Annotated in this window: 23 protein-coding genes; 16 read left to right on the top strand and 7 right to left on the bottom strand. The window is 35.3% G+C overall.

Annotated features, from left to right (window positions below):
- Positions 1–28: 28 nt before the first annotated feature.
- Positions 29–178 (bottom strand): small acid-soluble spore protein SspO, encoded by a 150-nt coding sequence (gene sspO / locus AC1Q8L_RS24420; RefSeq protein ID WP_000518057.1) that lies wholly within the window; start codon positions 176–178, stop codon positions 29–31.
- 291 nt (positions 179–469) lie between these two features.
- Here sspO and acnA point away from each other — a divergent pair, with 291 nt between their 5' ends.
- Positions 470–3,193 carry an aconitate hydratase AcnA gene (acnA, locus tag AC1Q8L_RS24415; RefSeq protein ID WP_000238552.1) on the top strand — a complete coding sequence of 908 codons (2,724 nt, stop codon included), beginning with the start codon at positions 470–472 and terminating at the stop codon, positions 3,191–3,193.
- Positions 3,194–3,310: 117 nt separating this feature from the next.
- On the top strand, positions 3,311–4,945 hold the full coding sequence (locus AC1Q8L_RS24410) for an ABC transporter ATP-binding protein (RefSeq protein WP_098312071.1): 1,635 nt from the start codon (positions 3,311–3,313) through the stop codon (positions 4,943–4,945).
- A 38-nt stretch (positions 4,946–4,983) separates the two neighbouring features.
- Here AC1Q8L_RS24410 and AC1Q8L_RS24405 read toward each other — a convergent pair whose 3' ends face one another.
- Positions 4,984–5,241: a hypothetical protein gene (locus AC1Q8L_RS24405; RefSeq protein WP_001083875.1), complete on the bottom strand. Its 258-nt coding sequence runs from the start codon at positions 5,239–5,241 to the stop codon at positions 4,984–4,986.
- 252 nt (positions 5,242–5,493) lie between these two features.
- On the opposite strand from AC1Q8L_RS24405, the gene AC1Q8L_RS24400 reads away from it, so the two are divergent.
- The 4 genes from AC1Q8L_RS24400 (at position 5,494) to sspN (ending at position 7,593) form a co-directional block, all read left to right on the top strand.
- Complete coding sequence (locus AC1Q8L_RS24400) at positions 5,494–6,069, top strand: TlpA family protein disulfide reductase (RefSeq protein WP_000269064.1); 576 nt, start codon at positions 5,494–5,496, stop codon at positions 6,067–6,069.
- A 115-nt stretch (positions 6,070–6,184) separates the two neighbouring features.
- Positions 6,185–7,132 carry a 3'-5' exonuclease gene (locus tag AC1Q8L_RS24395; RefSeq protein ID WP_000528766.1) on the top strand — a complete coding sequence of 316 codons (948 nt, stop codon included), beginning with the start codon at positions 6,185–6,187 and terminating at the stop codon, positions 7,130–7,132.
- 139 nt (positions 7,133–7,271) lie between these two features.
- Positions 7,272–7,415 (top strand): FbpB family small basic protein, encoded by a 144-nt coding sequence (locus tag AC1Q8L_RS24390; RefSeq protein WP_001254699.1) that lies wholly within the window; start codon positions 7,272–7,274, stop codon positions 7,413–7,415.
- Positions 7,416–7,458: 43 nt separating this feature from the next.
- Positions 7,459–7,593 (top strand): acid-soluble spore protein SspN, encoded by a 135-nt coding sequence (gene sspN, locus AC1Q8L_RS24385; protein ID WP_000527987.1) that lies wholly within the window; start codon positions 7,459–7,461, stop codon positions 7,591–7,593.
- 86 nt (positions 7,594–7,679) lie between these two features.
- On the opposite strand, the gene AC1Q8L_RS24380 is transcribed toward sspN, so the two are convergent.
- Positions 7,680–8,972: a glycoside hydrolase family 18 protein gene (locus AC1Q8L_RS24380; RefSeq protein ID WP_000614858.1), complete on the bottom strand. Its 1,293-nt coding sequence runs from the start codon at positions 8,970–8,972 to the stop codon at positions 7,680–7,682.
- Between the two features lie 109 nt (positions 8,973–9,081).
- Here AC1Q8L_RS24380 and AC1Q8L_RS24375 point away from each other — a divergent pair, with 109 nt between their 5' ends.
- The gene (locus tag AC1Q8L_RS24375; protein ID WP_000495808.1) at positions 9,082–9,501 is read left to right on the top strand and encodes an acyl-CoA thioesterase; all 420 of its coding nucleotides are present in this window, start codon (positions 9,082–9,084) and stop codon (positions 9,499–9,501) included.
- Positions 9,502–9,527: 26 nt separating this feature from the next.
- Here the strand turns inward: AC1Q8L_RS24375 and AC1Q8L_RS24370 are convergent, their stop codons facing one another.
- Together AC1Q8L_RS24370 and plsY are read right to left on the bottom strand one after the other, a co-directional pair.
- Complete coding sequence (locus AC1Q8L_RS24370; protein WP_001054455.1) at positions 9,528–9,818, bottom strand: HesB/YadR/YfhF family protein; 291 nt, start codon at positions 9,816–9,818, stop codon at positions 9,528–9,530.
- Positions 9,819–9,926: 108 nt separating this feature from the next.
- Complete coding sequence (gene plsY, locus AC1Q8L_RS24365; protein ID WP_000258974.1) at positions 9,927–10,523, bottom strand: glycerol-3-phosphate 1-O-acyltransferase PlsY; 597 nt, start codon at positions 10,521–10,523, stop codon at positions 9,927–9,929.
- Positions 10,524–10,748: 225 nt separating this feature from the next.
- Between plsY and AC1Q8L_RS24360 the strand changes: the two genes are divergently transcribed.
- The 8 genes from AC1Q8L_RS24360 (at position 10,749) to AC1Q8L_RS24325 (ending at position 21,755) form a co-directional block, all read left to right on the top strand.
- A complete protein-coding gene (locus AC1Q8L_RS24360; RefSeq protein ID WP_000940082.1) occupies positions 10,749–12,605 on the top strand; it encodes an anaerobic ribonucleoside triphosphate reductase in 1,857 nt (618 codons plus the stop codon).
- Entirely contained in the window at positions 12,602–13,054 is a 453-nt protein-coding gene (gene nrdG, locus AC1Q8L_RS24355) for an anaerobic ribonucleoside-triphosphate reductase activating protein (protein ID WP_000867078.1), read from the top strand. The genes AC1Q8L_RS24360 and nrdG overlap by 4 nt, the downstream gene beginning before the upstream one ends.
- 18 nt (positions 13,055–13,072) lie before the next feature.
- Complete coding sequence (locus AC1Q8L_RS24350) at positions 13,073–13,750, top strand: response regulator transcription factor (protein WP_001044679.1); 678 nt, start codon at positions 13,073–13,075, stop codon at positions 13,748–13,750.
- Between the two features lie 203 nt (positions 13,751–13,953).
- The gene (locus AC1Q8L_RS24345) at positions 13,954–15,195 is read left to right on the top strand and encodes a S1C family serine protease (RefSeq protein WP_061660260.1); all 1,242 of its coding nucleotides are present in this window, start codon (positions 13,954–13,956) and stop codon (positions 15,193–15,195) included.
- Between the two features lie 79 nt (positions 15,196–15,274).
- On the top strand, positions 15,275–15,688 hold the full coding sequence (locus AC1Q8L_RS24340; protein ID WP_000151392.1) for a CoA-binding protein: 414 nt from the start codon (positions 15,275–15,277) through the stop codon (positions 15,686–15,688).
- Between the two features lie 375 nt (positions 15,689–16,063).
- Positions 16,064–18,028, top strand: a complete 1,965-nt coding sequence (parE, locus tag AC1Q8L_RS24335) for a DNA topoisomerase IV subunit B (RefSeq protein WP_001062197.1) — start codon at positions 16,064–16,066, stop codon at positions 18,026–18,028.
- A 1-nt stretch (position 18,029) separates the two neighbouring features.
- A complete protein-coding gene (parC, locus tag AC1Q8L_RS24330; protein WP_001147467.1) occupies positions 18,030–20,453 on the top strand; it encodes a DNA topoisomerase IV subunit A in 2,424 nt (807 codons plus the stop codon).
- A 270-nt stretch (positions 20,454–20,723) separates the two neighbouring features.
- Positions 20,724–21,755, top strand: a complete 1,032-nt coding sequence (locus AC1Q8L_RS24325) for an oxidoreductase (protein ID WP_098312070.1) — start codon at positions 20,724–20,726, stop codon at positions 21,753–21,755.
- A 55-nt stretch (positions 21,756–21,810) separates the two neighbouring features.
- On the opposite strand, the gene AC1Q8L_RS24320 is transcribed toward AC1Q8L_RS24325, so the two are convergent.
- Complete coding sequence (locus tag AC1Q8L_RS24320) at positions 21,811–22,254, bottom strand: VOC family protein (RefSeq protein ID WP_000171338.1); 444 nt, start codon at positions 22,252–22,254, stop codon at positions 21,811–21,813.
- A 59-nt stretch (positions 22,255–22,313) separates the two neighbouring features.
- On the opposite strand from AC1Q8L_RS24320, the gene AC1Q8L_RS24315 reads away from it, so the two are divergent.
- The gene (locus AC1Q8L_RS24315; RefSeq protein WP_097853760.1) at positions 22,314–23,282 is read left to right on the top strand and encodes a helix-turn-helix transcriptional regulator; all 969 of its coding nucleotides are present in this window, start codon (positions 22,314–22,316) and stop codon (positions 23,280–23,282) included.
- 94 nt (positions 23,283–23,376) lie between these two features.
- Here AC1Q8L_RS24315 and AC1Q8L_RS24310 read toward each other — a convergent pair whose 3' ends face one another.
- Complete coding sequence (locus AC1Q8L_RS24310) at positions 23,377–23,979, bottom strand: TetR/AcrR family transcriptional regulator (RefSeq protein WP_120460340.1); 603 nt, start codon at positions 23,977–23,979, stop codon at positions 23,377–23,379.
- Positions 23,980–24,031 lie beyond the last annotated feature (52 nt).

Below are 24,031 nucleotides of genomic sequence, written 5' to 3'. Positions count from 1 at the left end.
AGGAAAATAGACCTTTTGGGATTTTTCTTTACTGGTTCTTTTTACGTTTCTTATTATTTTGTCGCTCTGCTGGAGTTAAAGGCTCGTTTGCAAATTCTTCATTGTAACCAGTTCCTTGTCCTTGTGCAGATGCAGCATTCATTCCTGAAATAGTATGATTTGCTTTTCTTTTACCCATTTTATTTCACCCCTATAACATTTTTTGTATGTTGAATGATGAGCAGTTCATAGTATGTATGAACTGTAAGTAAACCGCTGATAGAGCACTTTACTTTATGATAATAGTATTCATAAGGAGCATGAAAGCTATTCAAATTTAGAAACATAAAGAAAACTTATGATAATCTATAAGTTTCTTATTATTTACTTATTTAGAAAGTTGTAATAAGATATTATCGTAAGGTATTGAAAAGTTTGTCTACATTTTATATTCAGACAACTTAGTCACGTTTAACAGGGGGGAAACATAATGGTCAAACATAATCCATTTCAATCACGTGCAACTTTTGAAGTAGATGGAAAAACGTATCATTATTATGATTTGAAAGCGCTTGAAAATGCAGGGGTTGGCAACGTATCTCAATTACCATATTCCGTGAAAGTTTTACTTGAATCAGTACTTCGTCAAGTAGACGGACGTGTAATCACAGAAGAGCATGTTACAAATTTAGCGAAATGGGGAACGAAAGATGTGCAAGATATCGATGTTCCATTTAAACCATCTCGTGTAATTTTACAAGATTTCACTGGTGTTCCAGCTGTTGTTGATTTGGCTTCGCTTCGTAAAGCAATGGCAGACATGGGTGGGGATCCTGACAAAATTAATCCTGAAATTACTGTAGACCTTGTAATTGACCACTCTGTACAGGTTGATAGAGCGGGTACGGCAGACGCGCTTGCATTCAACATGGACTTAGAGTTTAAACGTAATGAAGAACGTTATAAATTTTTAAGCTGGGCACAAAAATCATTTGATAACTACCGTGCAGTTCCACCAGCTACAGGCATTGTACACCAAGTAAACCTTGAATATTTAGCACCAGTTGTTCATGCTGTGAAAAATGCTGAAGGTGACTTAGTTGCATACCCAGATTCATTAGTTGGAACAGACTCGCATACAACAATGATTAACGGTATCGGCGTTCTTGGATGGGGCGTTGGTGGTATTGAAGCAGAAGCAGGAATGCTTGGACAGCCTTCATACTTCCCAGTACCTGAAGTAATCGGTGTGAAATTAACTGGCACACTTCCAAGTGGTACTACAGCAACAGACGTTGCATTAAAAGTAACACAAGTATTACGTCAAAAAGGTGTAGTTGGTAAATTTGTTGAGTTCTTCGGTAATGGACTAAAGAGCATGCCTTTAGCTGACCGTGCAACAATTTCAAATATGGCACCAGAATACGGCGCAACTTGTGGATTCTTCCCAATCGATGATATTTCATTAGAATACTTACGTTTAACAGGTAGAGATGAAGAGCAAATTCGTATTGTTGAAGAATACTGTAAAGCGAACGGTTTATTCTATACAGCAGACAGTAAAGATCCAATCTACACTGATCTTGTTGAAATTGATTTAAATACAATCGAATCTAACCTTTCTGGACCGAAACGCCCACAAGATTTAATTCCACTTTCAGATATGAAAGATGCGTTCCACAAAGCTGTATTAGCACCAGTTGGAACACAAGGACTTGGATTTAATGAGCAAGAGTTCGATAAAGAAGTGAAGGTTACATTAGAAGATAAAGAAGTAACGATGAAAACAGGTGCAATTGCAATCGCTGCAATTACAAGCTGTACAAATACATCAAACCCATACGTATTAATCGGGGCAGGTCTAGTTGCGAAGAAAGCAATTGAAAAAGGACTTGTAGTACCTGAGTACGTAAAAACATCATTAGCACCAGGATCTAAAGTTGTTACTGAGTACTTAGATAAATCAGGTTTAACAACATATTTAGACCAATTAGGTTTCCAAACAGTTGGTTACGGCTGTACGACTTGTATCGGTAACTCTGGTCCATTAGCGCCAGAATTAGAAGAATCAATCGCAGCAAACGACTTACTAGTAACATCTGTTTTATCTGGTAACCGTAACTTTGAAGGTCGTATTCATCCTCTTGTAAAAGCAAACTACTTAGCATCACCACCACTTGTTGTGGCATATGCACTTGCAGGTACTGTTGATATTGACCTGAAAAATGATGAAATCGGTAAAGATGCAAATGGCAATGCTGTTTACTTCAACGATATTTGGCCATCAGCTAAAGAAATTGAAGATGTAGTTCAAAGTGTTGTTACATCTGAACTGTTCAAGAAAGAATATGCACAAGTATTTAACAGCAATGAGCGTTGGAATGAAATCCAAACTTCAAACGAAGCTTTATATACTTGGGATAATGATTCAACATACATTCAAAACCCACCATTCTTTGAAGGTTTATCTAAAGAGCCAGGTGAAGTTGAAACGTTATCAGGTTTACGCATAGTTGGTAAATTTGGTGATTCTGTAACGACAGACCACATTTCACCAGCAGGTTCAATTGGTAAGCACACACCAGCTGGACGCTACTTATTAGAAAACGGCGTACAACCAGTTGACTTTAACTCTTACGGTTCTCGTCGTGGTAACCATGAAGTTATGATGCGTGGTACATTTGCAAACATCCGTATTAAAAACCAAATCGCACCAGGAACAGAAGGTGGATATACAACATATTGGCCAACTGGTGAAGTAACATCAATCTATGATGCTGCTATGAAATATAAAGAAGATGGAACAGGTCTTCTAGTTGTTGCTGGTAAAGATTACGGTATGGGAAGTTCTCGTGACTGGGCTGCGAAAGGTACTAACTTATTAGGTATTAAAGCAGTAATCGCAGAAAGCTTCGAACGTATTCACCGCAGTAACTTAGTATTAATGGGTGTATTACCACTTCAATTTAAAGATGGCGAAAGTGCTGAAACGTTAGGTCTTGTTGGTAACGAGTCATTTGAAATTCAAATTGACAAAACAGTTAGACCGCGCGATCTTGTAAAAGTAGTTGCAACTGATTTAGATGGCAACGAAAAACAATTTGAAGTAGTAGCTCGTTTCGATAGTGAAGTAGAAATTGACTACTACCGTCACGGTGGTATTCTGCAAATGGTTCTTCGTGAGAAAATCGAAGAATCAAAAGTGTCAAACTAAATAATTGAAATGAAAAATAAGGAAGCTAACAATAGTTAGCTTCCTTATTTTATGGAAAGGGATGAAACCATATGGTTTCATCCCTTTCTTTTTACTACGAAAAGTGGAGGGAACGTCATGAAAGAATATAAAAGAATATTGTGGCCGTTACGAAAAGAGAAAATATTAGTAATGGCAGCTGTATGTAGTGGGATAATTGCTGCTATTTTAAATTTATCACGCCCAATTTTCATGGGATTAATTGTAGACAATCTTATTCAAAGGGAGCTAAAAGGTGCGTATTTATATATAGCTTTGTTTGCGGGTATTCGCTTTTTAATGTGGACGAACAATCTTTTATTTGATTATATAAGCTCAAAAGCCAGTCAACGTATATTACAAACGAAACGTATAGAATTATTGCGTCACTATTTCTCATTACCGTTTGAAGAGAGTGAGAAGATTAAGCAAGGGGAGTTAGAAACTTTGGTCGTATCTGATATTCCGAACTGGGTCAGATTATATGGTTCTATATTAATAGAGTATATACACGCTATTGCCCAATTTATTGGAGCTTTCATAGCACTACAACATATAGATATACAGTTTATATTGTGGGTAACTCCGTTTTTATTTTTCAGTGCAATTGTTCCAATACTGATGGGAGAAAAGGTAAGGGATATTGCAAGCATTGCTCAAAAAAATCAATCGAGTGTTGTAGAGATGGTGTCACAGTTTGTAAAGGGTATACAAGATTTACGTAGTGTACAAAAAGAAAAATGGGCCATTCGCTTATTTAAAGGAGTAACGGCACAATCTTATAAATCGGAAGTAAAAAAGACGATGATGCAACATTGCATTGGAGTAGTTGGAACAGTGATTGAAACAGGAGCATATATCGTTGTTCTCATTGTAGGCGCACAAAAAATAATGAAAGGGGAAATGGAAGTTGGTTCACTTGTTGCAGTGTTAGCTACAATTGAAATGCTCTTTTTCCCAGTCCGTTACGTGGGCGATTTATTAATGATGACACAAGTTGCAGTCGCTTCGGCAAATAGAGTTTTTTCCTTTTTAGATAAAAGAGTGGCAGATAGTAATGTAGAAAGAGCGATGGGGATGATAATAACAAATGTTTCATGTCAGGAGAGTGAAGAAGAGAAATGTAGAATTAATAATATTGATTTGCAAATTAATCCTGGTGAATTCGTTATCATTGTCGGAGAAAGTGGTGCAGGAAAAACAACACTTTTAAAATTAATGACAGGTTTGTATAAACCATCTAACGGTAGTGTTGTTTATTATGGTCAAAAGGCTCGAATGACTACAGTGTGGCAAGAACCTCGTTTCTTTCGGACGACAGTAAAAGAGAATATGTATTTCCGGGAGGAGTATTTAGAAAACGAATTAGAAAAAAATATTGACCTTATAAATATGAAGCCGATAATTAGAGATTTACCTAAGGGGATTCAAACTGTACTACATAAAAGTGGAGAAGAGCTTTCGGGAGGAGGAAGAAAACGTCTTGCATTATTACGAGCGATTGGTTCAAATCCGAATCTTATTATTTTAGATGAACCGACTGCGGGGTTAGATCCGAGTAATCAAGAAACTGTTTGGAATATGATTGAAGGACTAGGAAGAGATGTAACGAGAATTGTGGCAACACATGATGTAGAGAAAGTGATACTAGCGGATCATGTTGTCATAATGAGAGAAGGAAGTATTGTTGCATGTGGAAGTCCTGAAAAATTAATAAATAGTCATTCATTTTGAAAGAGATGTGAATAAAGATAAGAGCAGTGCCCTTATCTTTATTCAATATCATTTATTTGATATTGGATAGATTCTGAATGATTTAGATCTACGTTAAAAGTAGCAGTCATAAGGAAAGTTGCAATTCCAAGGATTAAGAAAAGGACGAATGAGACTAGAGAGATGTAAAGACAAATACGCCCTACTTTCTTTTTTTCAAGATCGTTACTAAAGAGTGAAATGATCCATGTAATAATACCGATTGGGTATAAAAGAAAACTAAGAATATATAATGTTATTTTTTCGAATGAATTCATAAAAAATCCCCCTTTTGTTGAAGTTTATATAACTACGAAAGTAAAAAGGTGAATGGGCCCATAAGAAGATAAACAACACTTCATCTGTTTTTCTAATTATATGATAAAAAGGAAAAGATTACACTTCAAATGAGAATATTCTAATTATTTCGACTCTGAATATTTCCAAGCTTGTCCGTATAAGCTAAAATAAGGTATATAGTATTTGAGTAATTAAGTTATAAGAAGATAAATACGTTAGGGTGATATAACATGTGGCGGAAGCTTACGATTATTGTAGTGTTACTTTGTTTAGCGGGATATGCAGCTTATGAACAGTTTGGTAAAAAAGAGCAGATGGTACAAGGGGAGCAAGAACAAAGTGAAGCTGCTATGAAAGAGATGATTGCAAGTAATGGTATTGAAATAGGGAAGAGTGCGCCAGACTTCGAATTAACGAAGTTAGATGGAACGAATGTAAAGCTATCAGATTTAAAAGGAAAGAAAGTGATTTTAAACTTTTGGGCAACGTGGTGTGGACCTTGCCAACAAGAAATGCCGGATATGGAGGCTTTCTATAAAGAACATAAAGAAAACGTAGAAATTTTAGCAATCAACTATACGCCTTCAGAAAAAGGTGGGGGGGAAGAAAAGGTAAGCAATTTTGCTAAAGAAAAAGGAATTACTTTTCCTATTTTATTGGACAAGAACATTGATGTGACAACAGCGTATAAAGTAATTACGATTCCAACTTCGTATTTTATAGATACAAAAGGTGTCATTCAAGATAAGTTTATTGGGCCGATGACGCAAAAAGAGATGGAGAAAAGGGTTGCTAAATTAAAATAATGGTGAAAAGGTAGAGGTGGAGAGTTCCCATTTCTGCCTTTTCTTTTTCAAGTAGTAATAACTTCATGATATGATGTAAGAAATATAATCGTTTAGAGATAAAGGAGTGTATGGAGTGGGGAATGTATCCTTACCGTTAGATTATGTTGTAATTGATTTTGAAACAACAGGATTTAACCCTTATAATGATAAAATTATTCAAGTTGCAGCGGTGAAATATCGTAATCATGAACTGGTAGATCAATTTGTTTCATACGTGAATCCAGAGCGACCAATTCCGGACCGAATAACGAGTTTAACCGGTATTACCAATTATCGTGTTTCAGATGCACCGACGATTGAAGAGGTATTACCTTTATTTTTAGCATTTTTACATACAAATGTTATTGTGGCCCATAATGCTTCTTTTGATATGCGCTTTTTGAAAAGTAATGTAAATATGCTAGGGCTACCTGAACCTAAAAATAAAGTAATTGATACTGTATTTTTAGTGAAGAAATACATGAAGCATGCGCCTAATCATAAACTTGAAACGTTAAAGCGAATGCTTGGAATTCGTTTAAGCTCTCATAATGCATTTGACGATTGCATTACGTGTGCTGCTGTTTATCAAAAGTGTGCAGCTATTGAAGAAGAAGGACAGAGAAAAGTAAATAAGGTCTCACTTGATGAAATCGTAGTATACGAAGCGGTGAAAGAAATGCTTGCACGTAATAAACGTAATGTAGAATGGCTACGTTGTATGAACGTAGGAAGTTATTTAGATATAAAAGCTTTTTATCCAGTTATGAGATTAAAGGTAAAAGGGCGAAAGAAATATGTATTAACAGAGATATTAGAAGAAGATGTGAAAGAAATATGTACAAGTTTAAAATGTGAACCGGCGTTAAAAAGTGAAGTTGGTAATACGAGAATTATGCTTAATAGCTTAGAGGATGTTATGAAATTAGAAAGTTATATTTTAGAGCAGTATGATTTTGTATTACAGGCGCTTCATGATTATAAAGAAAATGAAATGAATGCAGATGAAAAGTTGAAAGAGTATTTAAATATTATGGTATGAAAAACTCCGTGTGCAATATATTGTACACGGAGTTTTTTTAGGAGTACCAAAACATAAAATTTTCTTACAAATCTGATTAAAGAGTTTTTCGTTTGCTCATACTATGTAATAAGAAAGTGAAGGAGAGAGGGTGAACAACATGAGAAGAAGTCGCCGTAAATCGTTTGAAGAACTTGTAAATGAAAATAAACAACAATTATTAAGCGATCGTGATGCAATTGATCGCATTGAAGAGCGCATCGAAAAACGTTATGAAATGAAACTTTTTAAGCAAGCTGAATAATTCTTAACGCTAGTACGATACTAGTGTTAAGGAGGCGATAGTAATGGGTAATCCGAAAAAAAATTCAAAAGACTTTGCACCAAATCATATTGGAACACAATCGAAAAAAGCTGGTGGAAATAAAGGAAAGCAAATGCAAGATCAAACAGGTAAACAACCGATTGTTGATAACGGTTAAAAAGGAGAATGTTATCATTCTTCTTTTTTGTGAGGAAATGAAAGATGAGTTTTTAGCAGTAATATGAAAAAAAGGGCTGACTTTTGTCAGCCTTTTTTCGTAATCGTAAAATTTTCAACGAGTAAACGCCAATTTTGCGGGAATGGTAAACCGATTTTCCAGTAACTAATACCGCCTATACCTTGTTCTTTCATTAAATTGAATTTACTTTGAACAGACCGTGAATCTTCAAACCAAACTTCGTGTTGCACGCCGTTTTCATCAAAGTAATTAAAATGAGGAGCTTGGGCTGTGAAATCATAACGAATAGGAACATTATATTTACGAGCTAGTGCAACAGCTGCGACAGAGCTAATTGCTTTTGCGGGTGGATTTCCTTGTTTAAATGGAAGCTTCCAATCAAACCCGTATAAATTTTGCCCCATCATAATTTTTTGTGGAGGCATTTGAGATTTTGCATATTGAAGTACTTCTTTCACTGGACCGATAGGAGAAATCGCCATCGGTGGACCGCCTTGCCATCCCCAGTCATATGTCATAATGACGACGAAATCAACAATTTGCCCTTGCGCTTTATAATCGTGAGCTTCGAAAAATTTTCCCTTTTGATTTGAACTTGTTTTCGGTACGAGAGTTGTGCTCAATGTGTACCCGCTAGGTAAGCGTGTTTTTACATTTCGTAAAAAGCGATTATACGCCTCGCGGTCTTCAGGTGCTACACTCTCGAAATCGAAATGAATGTCTCGCATGCCATATTTTTGAGCTGTTTGCAAAATGTTAGTAATGAATTTGTTTTGAATCGTTGCGTCGCGTAAAATAACTGATGTTAGATCGGCACTGAAATTACCATTTTCAATATTTGTAATAACGAGCATAGGGATTGTTTTACCTTGCGTTGCAATATTAGCAATTTTAGCTGTTTCAGTAGGTTCTTTTAATGTGCCATCTCTTTTTGCCTCAAAACTAAAATAGGCTAAGTATGTTAAAAATGGATTGATGGCGCGTGTCGCATTAACTAAACTCTCTTTAATCGGTATAGTTGAAGGTTGTAAATAAGCGATGGATTCTACAGCTCGTTTTGTGCCTTTTGGTACATATAATTGTTGTCCGACATGGAGAATAGATTTTAAAGATAAATTATTAACTTTAGCTAAACTAGCGAGGGGGACATTATATGTTTGAGAAATTCGATATAGGCTGTCACCAGGCTGTACATAATAATTATTTCCTTTCGTATTAACGATAAGTGCCTGACCAACAACGAGCGTTTCAGCTGGATTTAGTCCATTGTCTTTTACTATTTCGTCAGGTGTTGATCCATATTTTGATGCCAAGCTATATACGCTATCACCACTACGAACAGTTACAATTTGAATCATATGCTGGCTCCTTTCAGTAAAAGATTCACTGTTTTTATTTTATTTTTGATGTCACTGTATTATGATTAAATGTATGCAAGGTAGCAGAAGTGAAAGAAGGCGAATACATATGTTTGTAGCAGAACATGAAGTTGAAATCCGTTATGCGGAAACAGATCAAATGGGTGTTGTTTACCATTCAAACTACTTAGTGTGGCTTGAGTTAGGTCGCACGAAACTTATACAAGATTTAGGTTTTTCATATGTTGAAATGGAGAAAGAAGGAATTATTTCTCCTGTGTTAGATTTACAAATTTCATATCGTAAAGCGATGCGTTATGGAGAAAAGGCAATCGTAAAAACATGGGTAGATACTGTGAGCCCGCTTCGCGTTGTATATGGATATGAAATATATAATGGTGATGGTGATCTTTGTATTACTGCAAGTACGACGAATATTTGTGCGAAAAAAGAAGGATTCCGCCCTGTATCATTTAAAAAGTTATATCCTGAGTGGTATGCGAAATATGAGGAAATTAAGAAAAAATAAAAAAGCGTGGCAGAAGCCGCGCTTTTTTATTTTTCATAATTAAATTGTGGGAAGTCGTCACCTTCATTAAGTGTAACAGATAAATTATGTCCATCGAAGAACCATTCATCATCGCCTTCAATAAAGAAGTTAATACCTTCTTCTTGAATTTGAACAGCAGGGTGTGCAGGATCATCTTTACGAATACCTAAAGAAAGTCCTTTTTGCACAGTACTGCAACCACCGTATTGTACGAAAAAGCGTAGTGTTTCATTTGATTGTAAGTTTAATTCAGTTTTATACCATTGTGCTGCTTCTTTTGTTACGGAAAGATTCATGTATAGTTCCTCCAAGTTATGTTGCTTTTTCTTTAGTATAAAAAATAACGCAAAAAGACGCTATTAATATGCTTCACGTTTTCTTTTTGCGTTATGTGGGTTACGATCTTATTTTTGCTTTTTTGAAAAGTTTGCTTTTGGTTCAGTTTTATTTATAATTCGTCCGATATTTGCACGGTGTTTATAAATAACCATACCTGCTAATAAACACATCGCAATAATGAAGATTTTATCCCCGCTAACAATGGATGCAATAACAGCAACAACTGCTGTTACCATAGAAGAAAGTGATACGTATCTTGTTGTAAATAAAAGGGTGAAAAATACAACAGCCAATATTGCAAAAACAACTGGTGAATAGCATAATAGCACCCCAGCAGAAGTTGCAACTGCTTTACCACCACGGAATTTCGCGAAGATCGGGTAGACATGTCCAAGAACAGCCGCTAATCCGAACCATAGTGGGTGAATATCTAATCCGAAAATCATTGGTAGACTTGTTGCTAATGTCCCTTTTAAAATGTCAGCAATTGTAACGGTAAAACCTGCTTTTTTCCCTAATGTACGGAATGTGTTTGTTCCGCCTAGATTACCGCTCCCGTGCTCACGAATATCGATTCCGTAGCCAATTTTTCCAACAACTAGTGCAAATGGAATCGAGCCAAGTAAGTAGGCAACGATAAATAAAAGATATGTAGTAACCATAAGTTCAGTCTCCTTTATTCAAATGTGTTGATAAAGGGTAAAAAGAGTTTTTCCCGTATATTGTACCATACATTTGTAAAGAGCACATTTCTTTTTTGTAAATGAAAAATTCATTATTTCGTGAAAAAAATTTCACAGTAATGTTACATTTCTCGCAGAAACAGCAAGACTATATGTAGTAACATTTTAATCAAAAGACAACAACATATTGGTGGAGGGTTATAAATGTTACAAAATAATACACGTGGAGAAGAATTAATGAAAGTGTTCGAGACGATAGTCCACGGCAATGAACAAGATTTAATGCAAGAAAATGCAAATGTAGACGGCCGCTCTCCAATGGGTGTAATGGGAACGTTCGCATCTGAGAGTGCAAAATATTATGCTGTTGAGAATTTATTGTCAGATCAAGTGAAAAAAGCGATAAATGAAAATATATTATATCCACATGATTTAGATTTTTATGCGACAGGAACGACGACTTGTTCGCAAATTCCGTTAGCGCAAATGCTTGCTAACGGTTTTCATACTGGACATGGACATATGAGACAACCACAAGACATTAAAAGTGCATTGGCTCTTTCGTCTATTATTTTTCAAGCGAATCAAAATATGCAGCATGGCGGTCAATCGTTTGCACTCTTTGATATTGATTTAGCACCTTATGTACGAAAAACAATTGAGAGACATAAAAAACGATTACAATCATATCCGCTTACGAAAGAACAAATAGAAGAATTTGCATGGAAAGAAACGGAAAATGATACGTATCAAGCGTGTGAGGCTTTCGTTCATAATTCGAATAGTATGCATAGTAGGGGCGGAGGACAAGTACCGTTTATTTCTATTAATTACGGAACAGATACGTCAAAAGAAGGAAGAATGTTAATTAAACAACTATTAAAAGCGACACAAGCTGGACTTGGTAAAGGAGAGACACCAATTTTTCCGATTCAAATTTTCAAGATGAAAAAAGGTGTGAATTTTGAAGAAAGTGATCCGAATTACGATTTATTTGAATTAGCATTAGAGACAACTGCAGAGCGATTATTCCCTAACTTTTCATTTTTAGATGCTCCGTTTAATGCAGTGCATTATGATGGAAGACCAGAAAGTGAAGTATGTTACATGGGATGTCGTACCCGTGTTATGTCTAATATACATGGAGAAGAAACAGCGATTGGTAGAGGGAATTTATCATTTACGTCTATCAATTTAGTGAAATTAGCGTTAATTAGTGGTTCAAAAGAAGCATTTTTTGAAGCGCTAAACTACTATTTAGATTTAGGAATTAAGCAGTTATTAGAAAGATTTGCGTATCAATGTACGAAGCGAGCAAGAGATTTTCAGTTTTTATATTCACAAGGTGTATGGCGTGGTGGAGAAGCATTGCAGCCTGAAGACTCCGTAGCTTCGATTTTAAAACAAGGGACGTTAAGTGTTGGTTTTATCGGTCTTGCGGAATGTTTAGTAGCTTTAACAGGAAAGCATCATGGGGAAGATGAAGAATCATGGAAACTTGGGTATGAAATTATTTCCTTTATGAGAGATAGAATGGATAAAGCGACAGAAGAACATCAACTGAATTTCTCGATAATTGCAACTCCAGCAGAAGGATTATCAGGAAAGTTTGTGAAAAAAGATAGAGAAGAATTTGGCGTAATTAGCGGTATAACGAACCATAATTACTATACGAATTCATTCCATATTCCAGTTTATTATAACATTCAAGCGATAAATAAAATCCGTTTAGAAGGCCCGTTTCATGCTCTCTGTAATGGAGGACACATTACGTATATTGAACTAGACGGAGCAGCGATGCATAACAAAAAGGCATTAAAACAAATTGTACAAGCCATGGCAGAACATGGCGTTGGATACGGTTCAATTAATCATCCTGTTGACCGTTGTAAGTGCTGTAGTTATCACGGGGTTATTGGAAATGAATGTCCAAGTTGCGGGAATGAAGATGAGGCTAATATAGAAAGAATTCGCCGCATAACAGGCTATCTTGTAGGAGATATGTCGAAGTGGAATAGTGCGAAACGTAGTGAAGAGATAGATCGGGTGAAACATAAATGAAAGTGATGAATATTATTCATGATAGTGTAGTAGATGGAGAAGGATTGCGGACAGTCGTGTTTTTTGCGGGCTGTCCGCATCGTTGTGTCGGTTGCCATAATCCAAAATCGTGGAATATTTGCAACGGAACGGAAATGACAGTAGAAGAAATTGTGAAAGAGATTGCAAGTAATCCATTAACTGATGTAACATTTTCAGGTGGAGATCCATTTTTTCAAGCTGCTGAAGTGAAAAAGGTAGCAAAAATCGTGAAAGATTTGAAAAAAAACCTATGGATGTATACAGGTTATACGTTAGAAGAGATACAGAGTTCTCAAAATAATGATATGATAGAGTTGTTACATTATGGGGATGTTTTAGTCGATGGAAGGTTTGAAATTGAGAAAAAAGATTTAACACTTCCATTTCGCGGAAGCTCCAATCAACGTATTATTCGATTGAAAGAGTAAAAAGGCGGGATAGATTATATGAATAAAACAGTATTGCTTGTTGAAGATGAAAGAAGATTACGTGAAATTGTTAGTGATTATTTTCGTAATGAAGGCTTTGAAGTAATCGAAGCAGAAGATGGGAAAAAAGCGTTAGAGTTATTTGCAGAGCATGAAATTGATTTAATTATGTTAGATATTATGTTACCGGAAATAGATGGATGGTCTGTTTGTAGACGAATTAGAAAAGAATCAGCAGTACCAATTATTATGTTGACAGCGCGTTCGGATGAGGATGATACATTGCTAGGTTTCGAATTAGGTGCAGACGAGTATGTAACCAAACCATTTAGCCCGAAAGTGTTAGTAGCTCGTGCAAAGACGTTATTGAAACGTGCGGATGGTGCGGTAGGTGTAGCGGAAGAAAATGCTATGTCTTTAGCTGGAATTGAAGTGAATCGTCTATCTAGAACTGTTTTAGTAGATGGAGAAGAAATTATATTGACACATAAAGAATTTGAACTTCTTGTTTATTTAATGGAGAACAAAGGAATCGTTTTATCACGTCAACATTTATTAGACCAGTTATGGGGATATGACTATTACGGTGATGACCGAACGGTTGATACCCATATTAAAAAACTTCGAAATAAGTTAGGAGATAAAGCGAAGCATATCGGTACTGTTATTCGAGTTGGTTATAAATTTGAAGAATAATCTAGAACGATTTGTGTAATTTAGCCTAGGAAAATGGCGATTTTATACTCTCTTTTGAAGGTAGAATGTACAAAAAATACTTTTCTTGTCTACAATGTTAGATAGGAGTATTTTTTTAATTGGATTTCACGATGAGTTCACAAGAAGGACACAAAACGTGACTATACTGAAAATACGAATTCACCAGAGAGGGGAAATAAAACATGGGATATTACGACGGACCAAATTTAAATGAAGAGCATAGTGAAACGAGAGAAGTGAGAAAATCAGGTAGTAAAAAAGGCTATTTCTTCACAGGTTTAGTGGGAGCTGTAGTCGGAGCGGTTTCGATTAGTTTTGCAGCACCATATATGCCATGGGCTCAAAATAATGGAGCACCAGTATCATCATTTAGTTCGGATTCAAAAGTAGAAGGTACTGTAGTTCCTGTTGTAAATAAAGCGAAAAATGAAACTGATTTACCTGGTATGATTGAAGGAGCGAAAGACGTTGTTGTAGGTGTTATTAATATGCAGCAAAGTGTTGATCCATTTGCAATGCAACCGACAGGTCAAGAACAACAAGCTGGTTCAGGATCAGGTGTTATTTATAAAAAAGCAGGAAATAAAGCATATATTGTAACAAACAACCACGTAGTAGATGGTGCAAATAAACTTGCTGTAAAACTAAGTGATGGTAAAAAGGTAGATGCAAAGTTAGTAGGGAAAGATCCTTGGTTAGATTTAGCTGTTGTTGAAATTGACGGCTCTAATGTGAATAAAGTTGCAACTTTAGGTGACTCAAGTAAAATCCGTGCGGGTGAAAAAGCAATTGCAATCGGTAACCCACTAGGATTTGATGGAAGTGTAACGGAAGGCATTATTAGTAGTAAAGAACGTGAAATTCCAGTTGATATTGATGGCGATAAACGACCAGATTGGCAAGCACAAGTTATTCAAACAGATGCAGCGATTAACCCAGGTAATAGTGGTGGTGCATTATTTAACCAAAATGGTGAAATAATTGGAATTAATTCAAGTAAAATTGCACAGCAAGAAGTTGAAGGAATTGGATTTGCTATTCCAATTAATATCGCAAAGCCAGTTATTGAATCACTTGAAAAAGACGGAGTGGTAAAACGTCCAGCTCTTGGAGTAGGTGTCGTTTCGTTAGAAGATGTGCAAGCTTATGCAGTCAATCAATTGAAAGCACCGAAAGAAGTAACGAATGGTGTTGTATTAGGTAAAATTTACCCAATATCACCGGCAGAAAAAGCTGGTTTAGAGCAATATGATATTGTAGTAGCATTAGATGATCAAAAAGTAGAAAACTCACTTCAATTCCGTAAATATTTATATGAAAAGAAAAAAGTAGGCGAGAAAGTAGAAGTTACATTCTACCGTAACGGTCAAAAAATGACGAAATCGGCTACTTTAGCAGATAATTCAGCTACAAAGAATCAATAATCGAAATAAAAGAAAGTCTCTTTCATATTGAAAGAGACTTTCTTTATCGGCTATACTAAAGGAATAGGAGGGATTAATTATGACAATTGAAAACCCAACTCGTACGGAAATTGGTGAAGTGTTAAAGAAAAGCAAAACAATTGCGGTTGTTGGATTATCAGATAAGCCAGAACGTACATCGTATATGGTTTCAAAAGCAATGCAAGATGCTGGATACCGTATTATTCCAGTTAATCCAACAGTAGATGAGGTGCTTGGAGAAAAGGCAGTTTCTTCACTAAAGGATATTAAGGAACACGTTGACATAGTAAATGTATTTCGTCGCTCAGAGTTTTTAATGGGTGTTGCAAAAGAATTTGTAGAGATTGATGCAGATGTTTTTTGGGCACAATTAGGAGTACAAGATGAAGATACATATAAACTTTTAAAAGAAAAAGACTATACTGTAATAATGGATCGTTGTATTAAAGTAGAACATGCGATGACAAAATAGTATAGATTTAAAAGTAGAAAGATTGATTCAGCCCTCATTATAGATAAGTAGGGCCGATGAACGAGGTGTTCATCATGAGATTTTTTAAAGGCTGTTTTTGGGGATTGTTATTTGTAATCCCATTTTGGATCTTGATCATTTGGATCATAATAAAGGTTTGGAATGTGTAATCTTGGAATACATATCCATTTCTCGTTGACAAACGATTATTTTTCTGAAATAGTAGCCTAGAGGAATCCTTGTGAGAAAACAAGGATTTTTCTATTGAAGATGGTATATAAAAGAGATAAGATAACTTGCCAAAACTATAGTCGAGGCGTTATTCTATAATAGAAACATATGTTCTGATTTTGGATTAGGAAAGGGGCAAGGAGTTTGGCGAAGCATCAGTTCCAATATAATGAAGATGCGATTCAAGTGTTAGAAGGACTTGAAGCCGTTCGAAAACGCCCGGGTATGTATATCGGGAGTACGGATAGCCGTGGATTGCATCATTTAGTATATGAAATAGTAGATAACTCCGTTGACGAAGCGTTAGCGGGATTTGGCGACGAAATTTCAGTCGTAATACATAAAGATAATAGTATTAGCGTTATAGATAAAGGGCGAGGAATGCCTACGGGAATGCATAAACTTGGGAAACCTACACCTGAAGTTATTTTAACTGTACTTCATGCAGGTGGTAAGTTTGGTCAAGGTGGCTATAAAACGAGTGGTGGTTTACACGGTGTTGGGGCATCAGTTGTAAACGCTTTGTCAGAATGGTTAGTAGTAACAATTAAACGTGATGGTAACATTTATGAACAACGCTTTGAAAATGGTGGCGTTCCTGCAACGACGTTAGAGAAAATCGGGAAAACGAAAGAGTCTGGTACGACAATGCACTTCAAACCAGATACAACGATTTTCAGCACGACAAATTACAATTATGAAACATTATGCGAGAGATTACGTGAATCTGCATTCTTATTAAAAGGAATGAAAATCTCGATAAAAGACGAACGTAATGATTTAGAAGATATATTTCATTATGAAACAGGAATCGAAGCTTTCGTTTCATATTTAAACGAAGAAAAAGATTCAATTCACCCGGTTGTATATTTCACTGGTGAACAAAACGGGATTGAAGCAGAACTAGCATTCCAGTTTAATGATGGTTACTCAGAAAATATTCTTTCGTTTGTAAATAACGTACGTACAAAAGATGGTGGAACACACGAAGCTGGATTTAAAACAGCAATGACGCGTGTGTTCAATGAGTATGCTCGTAAAGTTTCATTATTAAAAGAAAAAGATAAAAATTTAGAAGGTACAGATATTCGTGAAGGTGTAGCGGCTATCGTTTCTGTACGTGTACCAGAAGAAGTACTTCAGTTTGAAGGACAAACGAAAGGGAAACTTGGTACAAGTGAAGCTCGTTCTTCTATTGATGCCATTGTCTCAGAGCATTTAGCTTACTTTTTAGAGGAAAACCCGGATGTAGCTACACTTCTTGTGAGAAAGGCAGTTAAAGCAGCGCAAGCACGTGAGGCTGCTCGTAAAGCGAGAGAAGAAGCACGTAGTGGTAAGAAGAAGAAAAAATCAGAAGGTACGTTAAGCGGGAAGTTAACACCTGCACAATCACGTAATCCTCAGAAAAACGAATTGTATTTAGTAGAGGGTGACTCTGCTGGTGGTTCAGCGAAACAAGGACGAGACCGTCGTTTCCAGGCCGTATTACCATTACGTGGTAAAGTAATTAATACAGAGAAAGCAAAGCTTGCTGATATCTTTAAAAATGAAGAGATTAATACAATCATTTATGCGATTGGCGGCGGTGTAGGAAATGAATTTGATGTTGAAGATATTAACTACGATAAAGTTGTAATTATGACCGATGCCGATACGGATGGAGCTCATATTCAAGTATTGTTATTAACGTTCTTCTACAGATATATGAAGCCACTTATCGAAGCGGGTAAAGTGTTTATCGCACTCCCTCCTTTATACAAAGTAAGTAAAGGAAAAGGTAAGAGTGAAGTAATTGAATACGCTTGGTCAGATGAGGAATTAGACGGTGTAACGAAAAAAGTTGGAAAAGGCTATATGTTACAACGTTATAAAGGGCTTGGTGAAATGAATGCGGATCAATTATGGGAAACAACAATGAATCCTGAAACGCGTACATTAATTCGCGTGAAAATTGATGATGCAGCAAGAGCAGAGCGTCGCGTTACAACATTAATGGGCGATAAAGTAGAACCGCGCCGTAAATGGATTGAACGCAATGTACAGTTTGGCATGCAAGAAGAAGGAAATATTTTAGAAAATGAAATGATTATGGAGACGGAGGTGGAATAACATGCAAGCAGAGAAGTTTCATGACCTCCCGCTTGAAGACGTGTTAGGTGATCGCTTTGCACGTTATAGTAAATATATTATTCAAGATCGTGCACTTCCAGATGCACGTGATGGCTTAAAGCCAGTACAAAGACGTATTTTATATTCTATGTATGTAGAAGGTAATGTACATGATAAAGCGTTTCGTAAATCAGCTAAAACAGTAGGTAACGTTATTGGTAATTATCATCCACATGGAGATTCCTCTGTATATGAGGCAATGGTACGCTTAAGCCAAACTTGGAAAGTACGTAATGTTTTAGTTGAAATGCATGGTAATAATGGTAGTGTAGATGGGGATCCAGCGGCAGCAATGCGTTATACGGAAGCTCGTTTATCACCAATCGCATCTGAATTATTACGTGATCTTGATAAAGAAACAGTTGAATTCGTGTCAAACTTTGATGATACGAGTGAAGAACCAGTTGTATTACCAGCAGCGTTCCCGAATTTATTAGTGAACGGATCTACAGGGATTTCCGCTGGTTATGCAACAGAAATTCCTCCGCATCATCTTGGAGAAGTTATTGATGCTACAATGATGCGTATTGATAAGCCAAATAGTACTGTTGATGATTTATTAACAGTTATGAAAGGGCCAGATTTCCCAACAGGCGGTATTATTCAAGGGATTGATGGTATTAAAAAGGCGTATGAAACAGGTAAAGGTAAAATTATTATTCGCGGAAAAGCAGAAGTTGAAACAGTGCGCGGTGGGAAACAACAAATTGTAATCACTGAAATTCCTTACGAAGTGAATAAGGCAAACCTTGTAAAGAAAATGGATGAATTACGTCTAGATAAAAAGTTAGATGGTATTGCTGAAGTGCGTGATGAGACAGATCGTACTGGTTTACGAATTGTTGTTGAATTAAAGAAAGAAGCAAACGCCGAAGGTATTTTAAATTATTTATATAAAAATACAGATTTGCAAATTCCATATAACTTTAATATGGTAGCGATTAATAATCGTCGTCCAACACTTATGACATTACCAAAAATTTTGGATGCTTATATTGGACATCAAAAAGAGGTTATTACGAGACGTTCGCAATATGAATTAAGAAAAGCAGAAAATCGTCAACATATTGTAGAAGGTTTAAAGAAAGCATTATCGATTTTAGATCAAGTAATCGAGACAATTCGAGCTTCAAAAGATAAACGTAATGCGAAAGATAATTTAAGTGCAAAATTTGGCTTTACAGAAGCACAGGCGGAAGCAATTGTTTCCTTGCAATTATATCGCTTAACGAATACAGACATTACGGCGTTACAAGAAGAAGCAGATGAGCTTAATAAGAAAATTCTAGAGCTACAGTCAATTTTACAAAGTGAAAAAAGATTACTTCAAGTCATTAAAACTGATTTGAAGAGAGTTAAGAAAACATATAGTGATGATCGCCGTGCTATTATTGAAGAACAAATTGAAGAAATTAAAATAGACGTAGAAGTGATGATTCCACAAGAAGATGTCATCGTTACTGTAACGAAAGAAGGATATGTGAAACGTACTGGATGGCGCTCACATAATGCATCAAACGGCAAAGACTTCGGTATGAAAGAGGGTGACATCTTACTTGAACGATTCGATACGAATACGACTGAAACAGTTCTTTTATTCACAAGTAAAGGGAACTATATATATCTTCCAGTATACGAAATGCCAGATATTCGTTGGAAAGATTTAGGTCAGCACGTTGCAAATATCGTTTCACTCGACCGAGATGAAACGATCATTTGGGCAACGGTTGTACCGAACTTTGAGGAAGAAAAACGATTTATCGTATTTGTAACACGAAATGGTATGATAAAGAAAACAGAATTAAATCAATATAAAGTTCAGCGTTATTCAAGGGCATTCGTTGCTGTAAACTTGAAAAAAGATGATGAAGTTGTCGATATATTTGCGACAGATGGAACGAGTGATATCGTTCTTGCTACACATGGTGCATATGCACTTATTTTCCATGAAGATGAAGTAAGTCCAGTCGGTGTAAGAGCTGCTGGTGTGAAAGCAATTAATTTAAAAGAAGATGACTATGTCGCTTCTGGTAAACCGTTAAATGGTGATAAAGATCAACTTATTCTCGTAACGCAGCGTGGTGCTGTAAAACGTCTAAAAGCATCAGAAATTGAAAAATCAACGAGGGCGAAGCGAGGTCTTGTTATTTTCAAAGAGTTAAAACGTAATCCGTACCGCATTGTCGGTATTGAAATTGTTCGGGACGATGAATTAGTTTACATGAAGACAGAGAAAAACATTGTAGAAGAGATTGATCCGAAAGCGTATCGAAATAAAGACCGGTATAGTAATGGTAGCCTAGTGCTAGATGTAAATGATACTGGTGAAGTAGTAGAAACGTGGACGAAAAAACGACCGGAGTAAAAAAAGCATCTTGCTATGAATAGTAGCAAGATGCTTTTTTCTAGGCAATTTATTATGTAAATAATAATAATCTTGTTATAATAACTGAATGAAATCGTTCTCATAAAGTGAAACTTTAATCAATGGGGATTTTCTTCATCCTCACTGATTATTAGTTGAACTAATCGGGCTTTAACAAGCAGTTGATTCCTCACCTAATTCCTTAGCTTTCACTGAATTTTGGGTTAGGAATCTTACTGCCCGTTAAAGCGGCACAAATGGAGGGGCAACATGAAAAAAATAGGTGTAGGGATTGTAGGATTTGGTTTTTCTAGTACGACATTTCATATCCCACTATTACAAACAATAGAAGAATATAATATTCGAGCTGTATTATCCTCAAAAGAAGAGGTAGTAAAAGAAACATTACCAAACGCTAATGTTGTTAGTACAATTGATGAATTGGTGAAGCGAGCTGATGTTGACTTAGTTGTTATTACATCACCTAATACAACTCATTTTCCATATTTAAAAGAAGCAATTTTAAACGGTAAGCATGTTGTTGTAGAAAAACCATTTGTTGTTTCAATTGAAGAAGGGGAAGAGCTTATTACATTAGCAGAGCAGCATAATGTAATGTTAAGCGTATATCATAATCGTCGTTTTGATAATGATTTCTTAACAATTAAGAAATTGTTAGGAGAAAACAGAGTAGGGAATGTATACGCATATGAATCAAATTTTGATCGTTTCCGTCCACATGTACGTGATCGATGGAGAGAAAAAAATCTACCAGGTTCCGGTATATTATACGATTTAGGATCGCATTTAATTGACCAAGCGTTATCAATATTCGGGAAACCAGATGCGATAAGTGCAGATGTAATAAAACAACGACCAGGTGCAGAGGTGGATGATTATTTCCACATAGTACTGCATTACGGAGTTAAACGTGTCATTTTACGTAGCAGCAGTTATGTGAAAAAAGCTGGACCGCATTTTATAGTGCATGGAGAGAAAGGTTCTATCGTGAAGTACGGTATGGATTCGCAGGAAGAGCAATTAAAAAATGGAATGAAGCCAGGCAATAACGGTTATGGGGTAGACGATGAAGAGAATTTTGCTACTTTAGAAACAGAAGAAAGCTTAGAGCGTATTCCAACAGAAGTCGGTTGTTATGACAATTATTATAAAGGTGTACGAGATAGTATATTAAATGGTGAGGAACTACCTGTAACAGCAAAAGAAGGTTTAGATGTTATTAAACTGATTCAATTAGCGATTGAAAGCAGTGAAAAGGGTAGAGTCATTTCTATAAAATAAAAAGACACGAATTTCGTGTCTTTTTTATTAGGAATATGTGAATATGATTAATTAATTAGTTTAGTCGTTTATCATACATTAATTGGATTTGTATGCCATAAGGATCTTCAATAATACCATATGCTTCACTAAATATATTTTTTTCTAGCTGAGAGATTATTTTCACATGCTTATCGGAAATTAAATTATTATAAAACCTTTGTATTTCTTCTAAATTAGCGCTTTGAATGCAAAGTGACATGTTATTTCCAACGTTATAACGTTCATTAGTATTCATTGTATCTTCTGCTATCATTAGCTTTGTATTCCCAATTTGTAAAACAGAGTGAGCAATATGATCTTTATTTTCACTTGTAATTTTAAAAGAACTATCTCTTTTCGCCAGTTCTTCATACGTAACAATCATTAACTTTTTGGCTTCTAAATTACGTATATAAAAATTAATCGCCTCCTTTGCTTGCCCATTCATTGAAAGAAAAATAGCTATTTCTAATGTCATAAATATATAACTCCTTTATTAGTTGATAATTATAATATAGATTAAAAGGGTTTCAATACATGACACCTTTTTGGGAGGGAAATATGAAAAAAACGGAACGAATAAATGATATGCTTATTTTCTTAAAGAATAAAAGATATTTTAATTTAAAAGATTTAATGACTAGATATGATATTTCTAAAAGTACCGCGTTGCGAGATATTCAATCATTGGAAGAAATAGGTGTACCCATATATTCTGAACTGGGTAGAAATGGAAGTTATAAAATTATAGAAAATAATGTGTTATCACCAATTTATTTTAGTGTGGATGAAATGTATGCGTTATACTTTTCAATTCTTACGCTAAATGGATACAAGACAAAACCATTTAATGTAGAAAGTATTGCGCTTGAAAATAAATTTAAACATGTATTACCTGATAATGTGAGTAAAAATATTTCAATCATGGAACTAACGCTTTCCCTTGAAGTAACAAATCATAGTAATTTTAGTCCGTTCTTAAAAGAAATTTTACAGGGGATTTTTGCTGAGCGAGTTTATCATTTAACATATTTAAAAAAAGGTGAGGAGAAAGCATTGGTTGCCCAATTTATTCGAATAGAATCTAAATTTGGCCAGTGGTATGCTAAAATCTTTAATTTTGAGACAAATCATGTTCAAATAATTAGATGTGATAAAATTCTTTCTATTGTGGAAACAAGCAATGTTCATCCGAAAAATCTTGAAGAATTATTAAGTTATCTTACTACTTTTCACAGGAAGCCTGATGCAATTGATTTTAGCGTCATTGTTAATCAAAAAGGAAAAGACATTTTTGATAAAGAGAATTACCCTTCCATGAGGTTGCAAAAGGAAAATGAAAATTACATTATAACAGGCTATTTTAACAAGCAAGAATCTGATTTTATTTCAAATTATTTTCTGAATTTCGGTGAAACGATTATTTCGATTCAGCCTGTTATGCTAAAAGAGTTAATCTATAATAAGGTGTTATCTATAAAGCAGCATTTAACTTCTTTAAGATAAAGTTAGTTTTAGCTATTTATTTGATATGAGAAAGCCCTTGAGATTTAAATATCCAAAGGGCTTTTTGGTGATTGTATTTGTTTTTTAGAAACAATTATTTTTCTGGGACGGACAGTCCATAAAAGAACATCGTGACGATATCTTGTATATGTTTTTCGCGATTTCCTTCAAGAAGTTGTGCCCCAAAATCATCACCTAATTTAGTAAACATTTGAATGTAAAGTAACATCATTTCTTTAGTAAGGTGTGGATTAATTTCGTTTTTGCGCTGAGCTTGTTCTAATATTTCTAAATACCAGGGCAGGATTTTTTCATTTTGATAACTATAAATAAACTTACGGAGTTCTTCATCCCTTTGCATCATTTGCAGTAACATATCAGGTTGAAATAACCCGCCAGTATTCATTTTTCTTACAATCATTTTTTGCATCATATCATGAAAAGGTAATTTTTCTTCTGCAAGCTCTTTATAATATTGAAATTCAGATATGATAAATTCTTGTATAAGCTCCCTAAATAACGCATCTTTACTTCCGAAATGATTATAAATTGTAACTTGAGAAACGTTTGCTTCTTTTGCGATATGTTCTATTTTCACTTCATTAAATCCACGTTCTGAAAATAATACGAATGCTGCTTCTTTAATGGCACGCTTTTTCTTTTCTTTTACTCTTTCAAAGCCGTTCAATGCAATCACCTCACTTAAAATATACAAGAAAAAATAATGGAAAACAATAATTTTGAAATAT

Source organism: Bacillus sp. GW823-FHT06A11 (assembly GCF_058795355.1).
The sequence above is the reverse complement of the archived record's forward strand: the minus strand, read 5'-3'. Positions and strand labels throughout refer to the sequence as shown.

Bases quoted from the DNA above. Each gene is read 5' to 3' on its own strand.
- AC1Q8L_RS24410 (WP_098312071.1), top strand. From the start codon at position 3,311: ATGAAAGAATATAAAAGAATATTGTGGCCGTTACGAAAAGAGAAAATA.
- AC1Q8L_RS24360 (WP_000940082.1), top strand. From the start codon at position 10,749: ATGTTACAAAATAATACACGTGGAGAAGAATTAATGAAAGTGTTCGAG.
- AC1Q8L_RS24390 (WP_001254699.1), top strand. From the start codon at position 7,272: ATGAGAAGAAGTCGCCGTAAATCGTTTGAAGAACTTGTAAATGAAAAT.
- AC1Q8L_RS24315 (WP_097853760.1), top strand. From the start codon at position 22,314: ATGACACCTTTTTGGGAGGGAAATATGAAAAAAACGGAACGAATAAAT.
- AC1Q8L_RS24345 (WP_061660260.1), top strand. From the start codon at position 13,954: ATGGGATATTACGACGGACCAAATTTAAATGAAGAGCATAGTGAAACG.
- AC1Q8L_RS24405 (WP_001083875.1), bottom strand. From the start codon at position 5,241: ATGAATTCATTCGAAAAAATAACATTATATATTCTTAGTTTTCTTTTA.
- AC1Q8L_RS24320 (WP_000171338.1), bottom strand. From the start codon at position 22,254: ATGACATTAGAAATAGCTATTTTTCTTTCAATGAATGGGCAAGCAAAG.
- AC1Q8L_RS24375 (WP_000495808.1), top strand. From the start codon at position 9,082: ATGTTTGTAGCAGAACATGAAGTTGAAATCCGTTATGCGGAAACAGAT.
- acnA (WP_000238552.1), top strand. From the start codon at position 470: ATGGTCAAACATAATCCATTTCAATCACGTGCAACTTTTGAAGTAGAT.
- AC1Q8L_RS24400 (WP_000269064.1), top strand. From the start codon at position 5,494: ATGTGGCGGAAGCTTACGATTATTGTAGTGTTACTTTGTTTAGCGGGA.
- nrdG (WP_000867078.1), top strand. From the start codon at position 12,602: ATGAAAGTGATGAATATTATTCATGATAGTGTAGTAGATGGAGAAGGA.
- AC1Q8L_RS24340 (WP_000151392.1), top strand. From the start codon at position 15,275: ATGACAATTGAAAACCCAACTCGTACGGAAATTGGTGAAGTGTTAAAG.
- AC1Q8L_RS24325 (WP_098312070.1), top strand. From the start codon at position 20,724: ATGAAAAAAATAGGTGTAGGGATTGTAGGATTTGGTTTTTCTAGTACG.
- AC1Q8L_RS24370 (WP_001054455.1), bottom strand. From the start codon at position 9,818: ATGAATCTTTCCGTAACAAAAGAAGCAGCACAATGGTATAAAACTGAA.
- parC (WP_001147467.1), top strand. From the start codon at position 18,030: ATGCAAGCAGAGAAGTTTCATGACCTCCCGCTTGAAGACGTGTTAGGT.
- AC1Q8L_RS24380 (WP_000614858.1), bottom strand. From the start codon at position 8,972: ATGATTCAAATTGTAACTGTTCGTAGTGGTGATAGCGTATATAGCTTG.
- sspN (WP_000527987.1), top strand. From the start codon at position 7,459: ATGGGTAATCCGAAAAAAAATTCAAAAGACTTTGCACCAAATCATATT.
- AC1Q8L_RS24350 (WP_001044679.1), top strand. From the start codon at position 13,073: ATGAATAAAACAGTATTGCTTGTTGAAGATGAAAGAAGATTACGTGAA.
- sspO (WP_000518057.1), bottom strand. From the start codon at position 178: ATGGGTAAAAGAAAAGCAAATCATACTATTTCAGGAATGAATGCTGCA.
- plsY (WP_000258974.1), bottom strand. From the start codon at position 10,523: ATGGTTACTACATATCTTTTATTTATCGTTGCCTACTTACTTGGCTCG.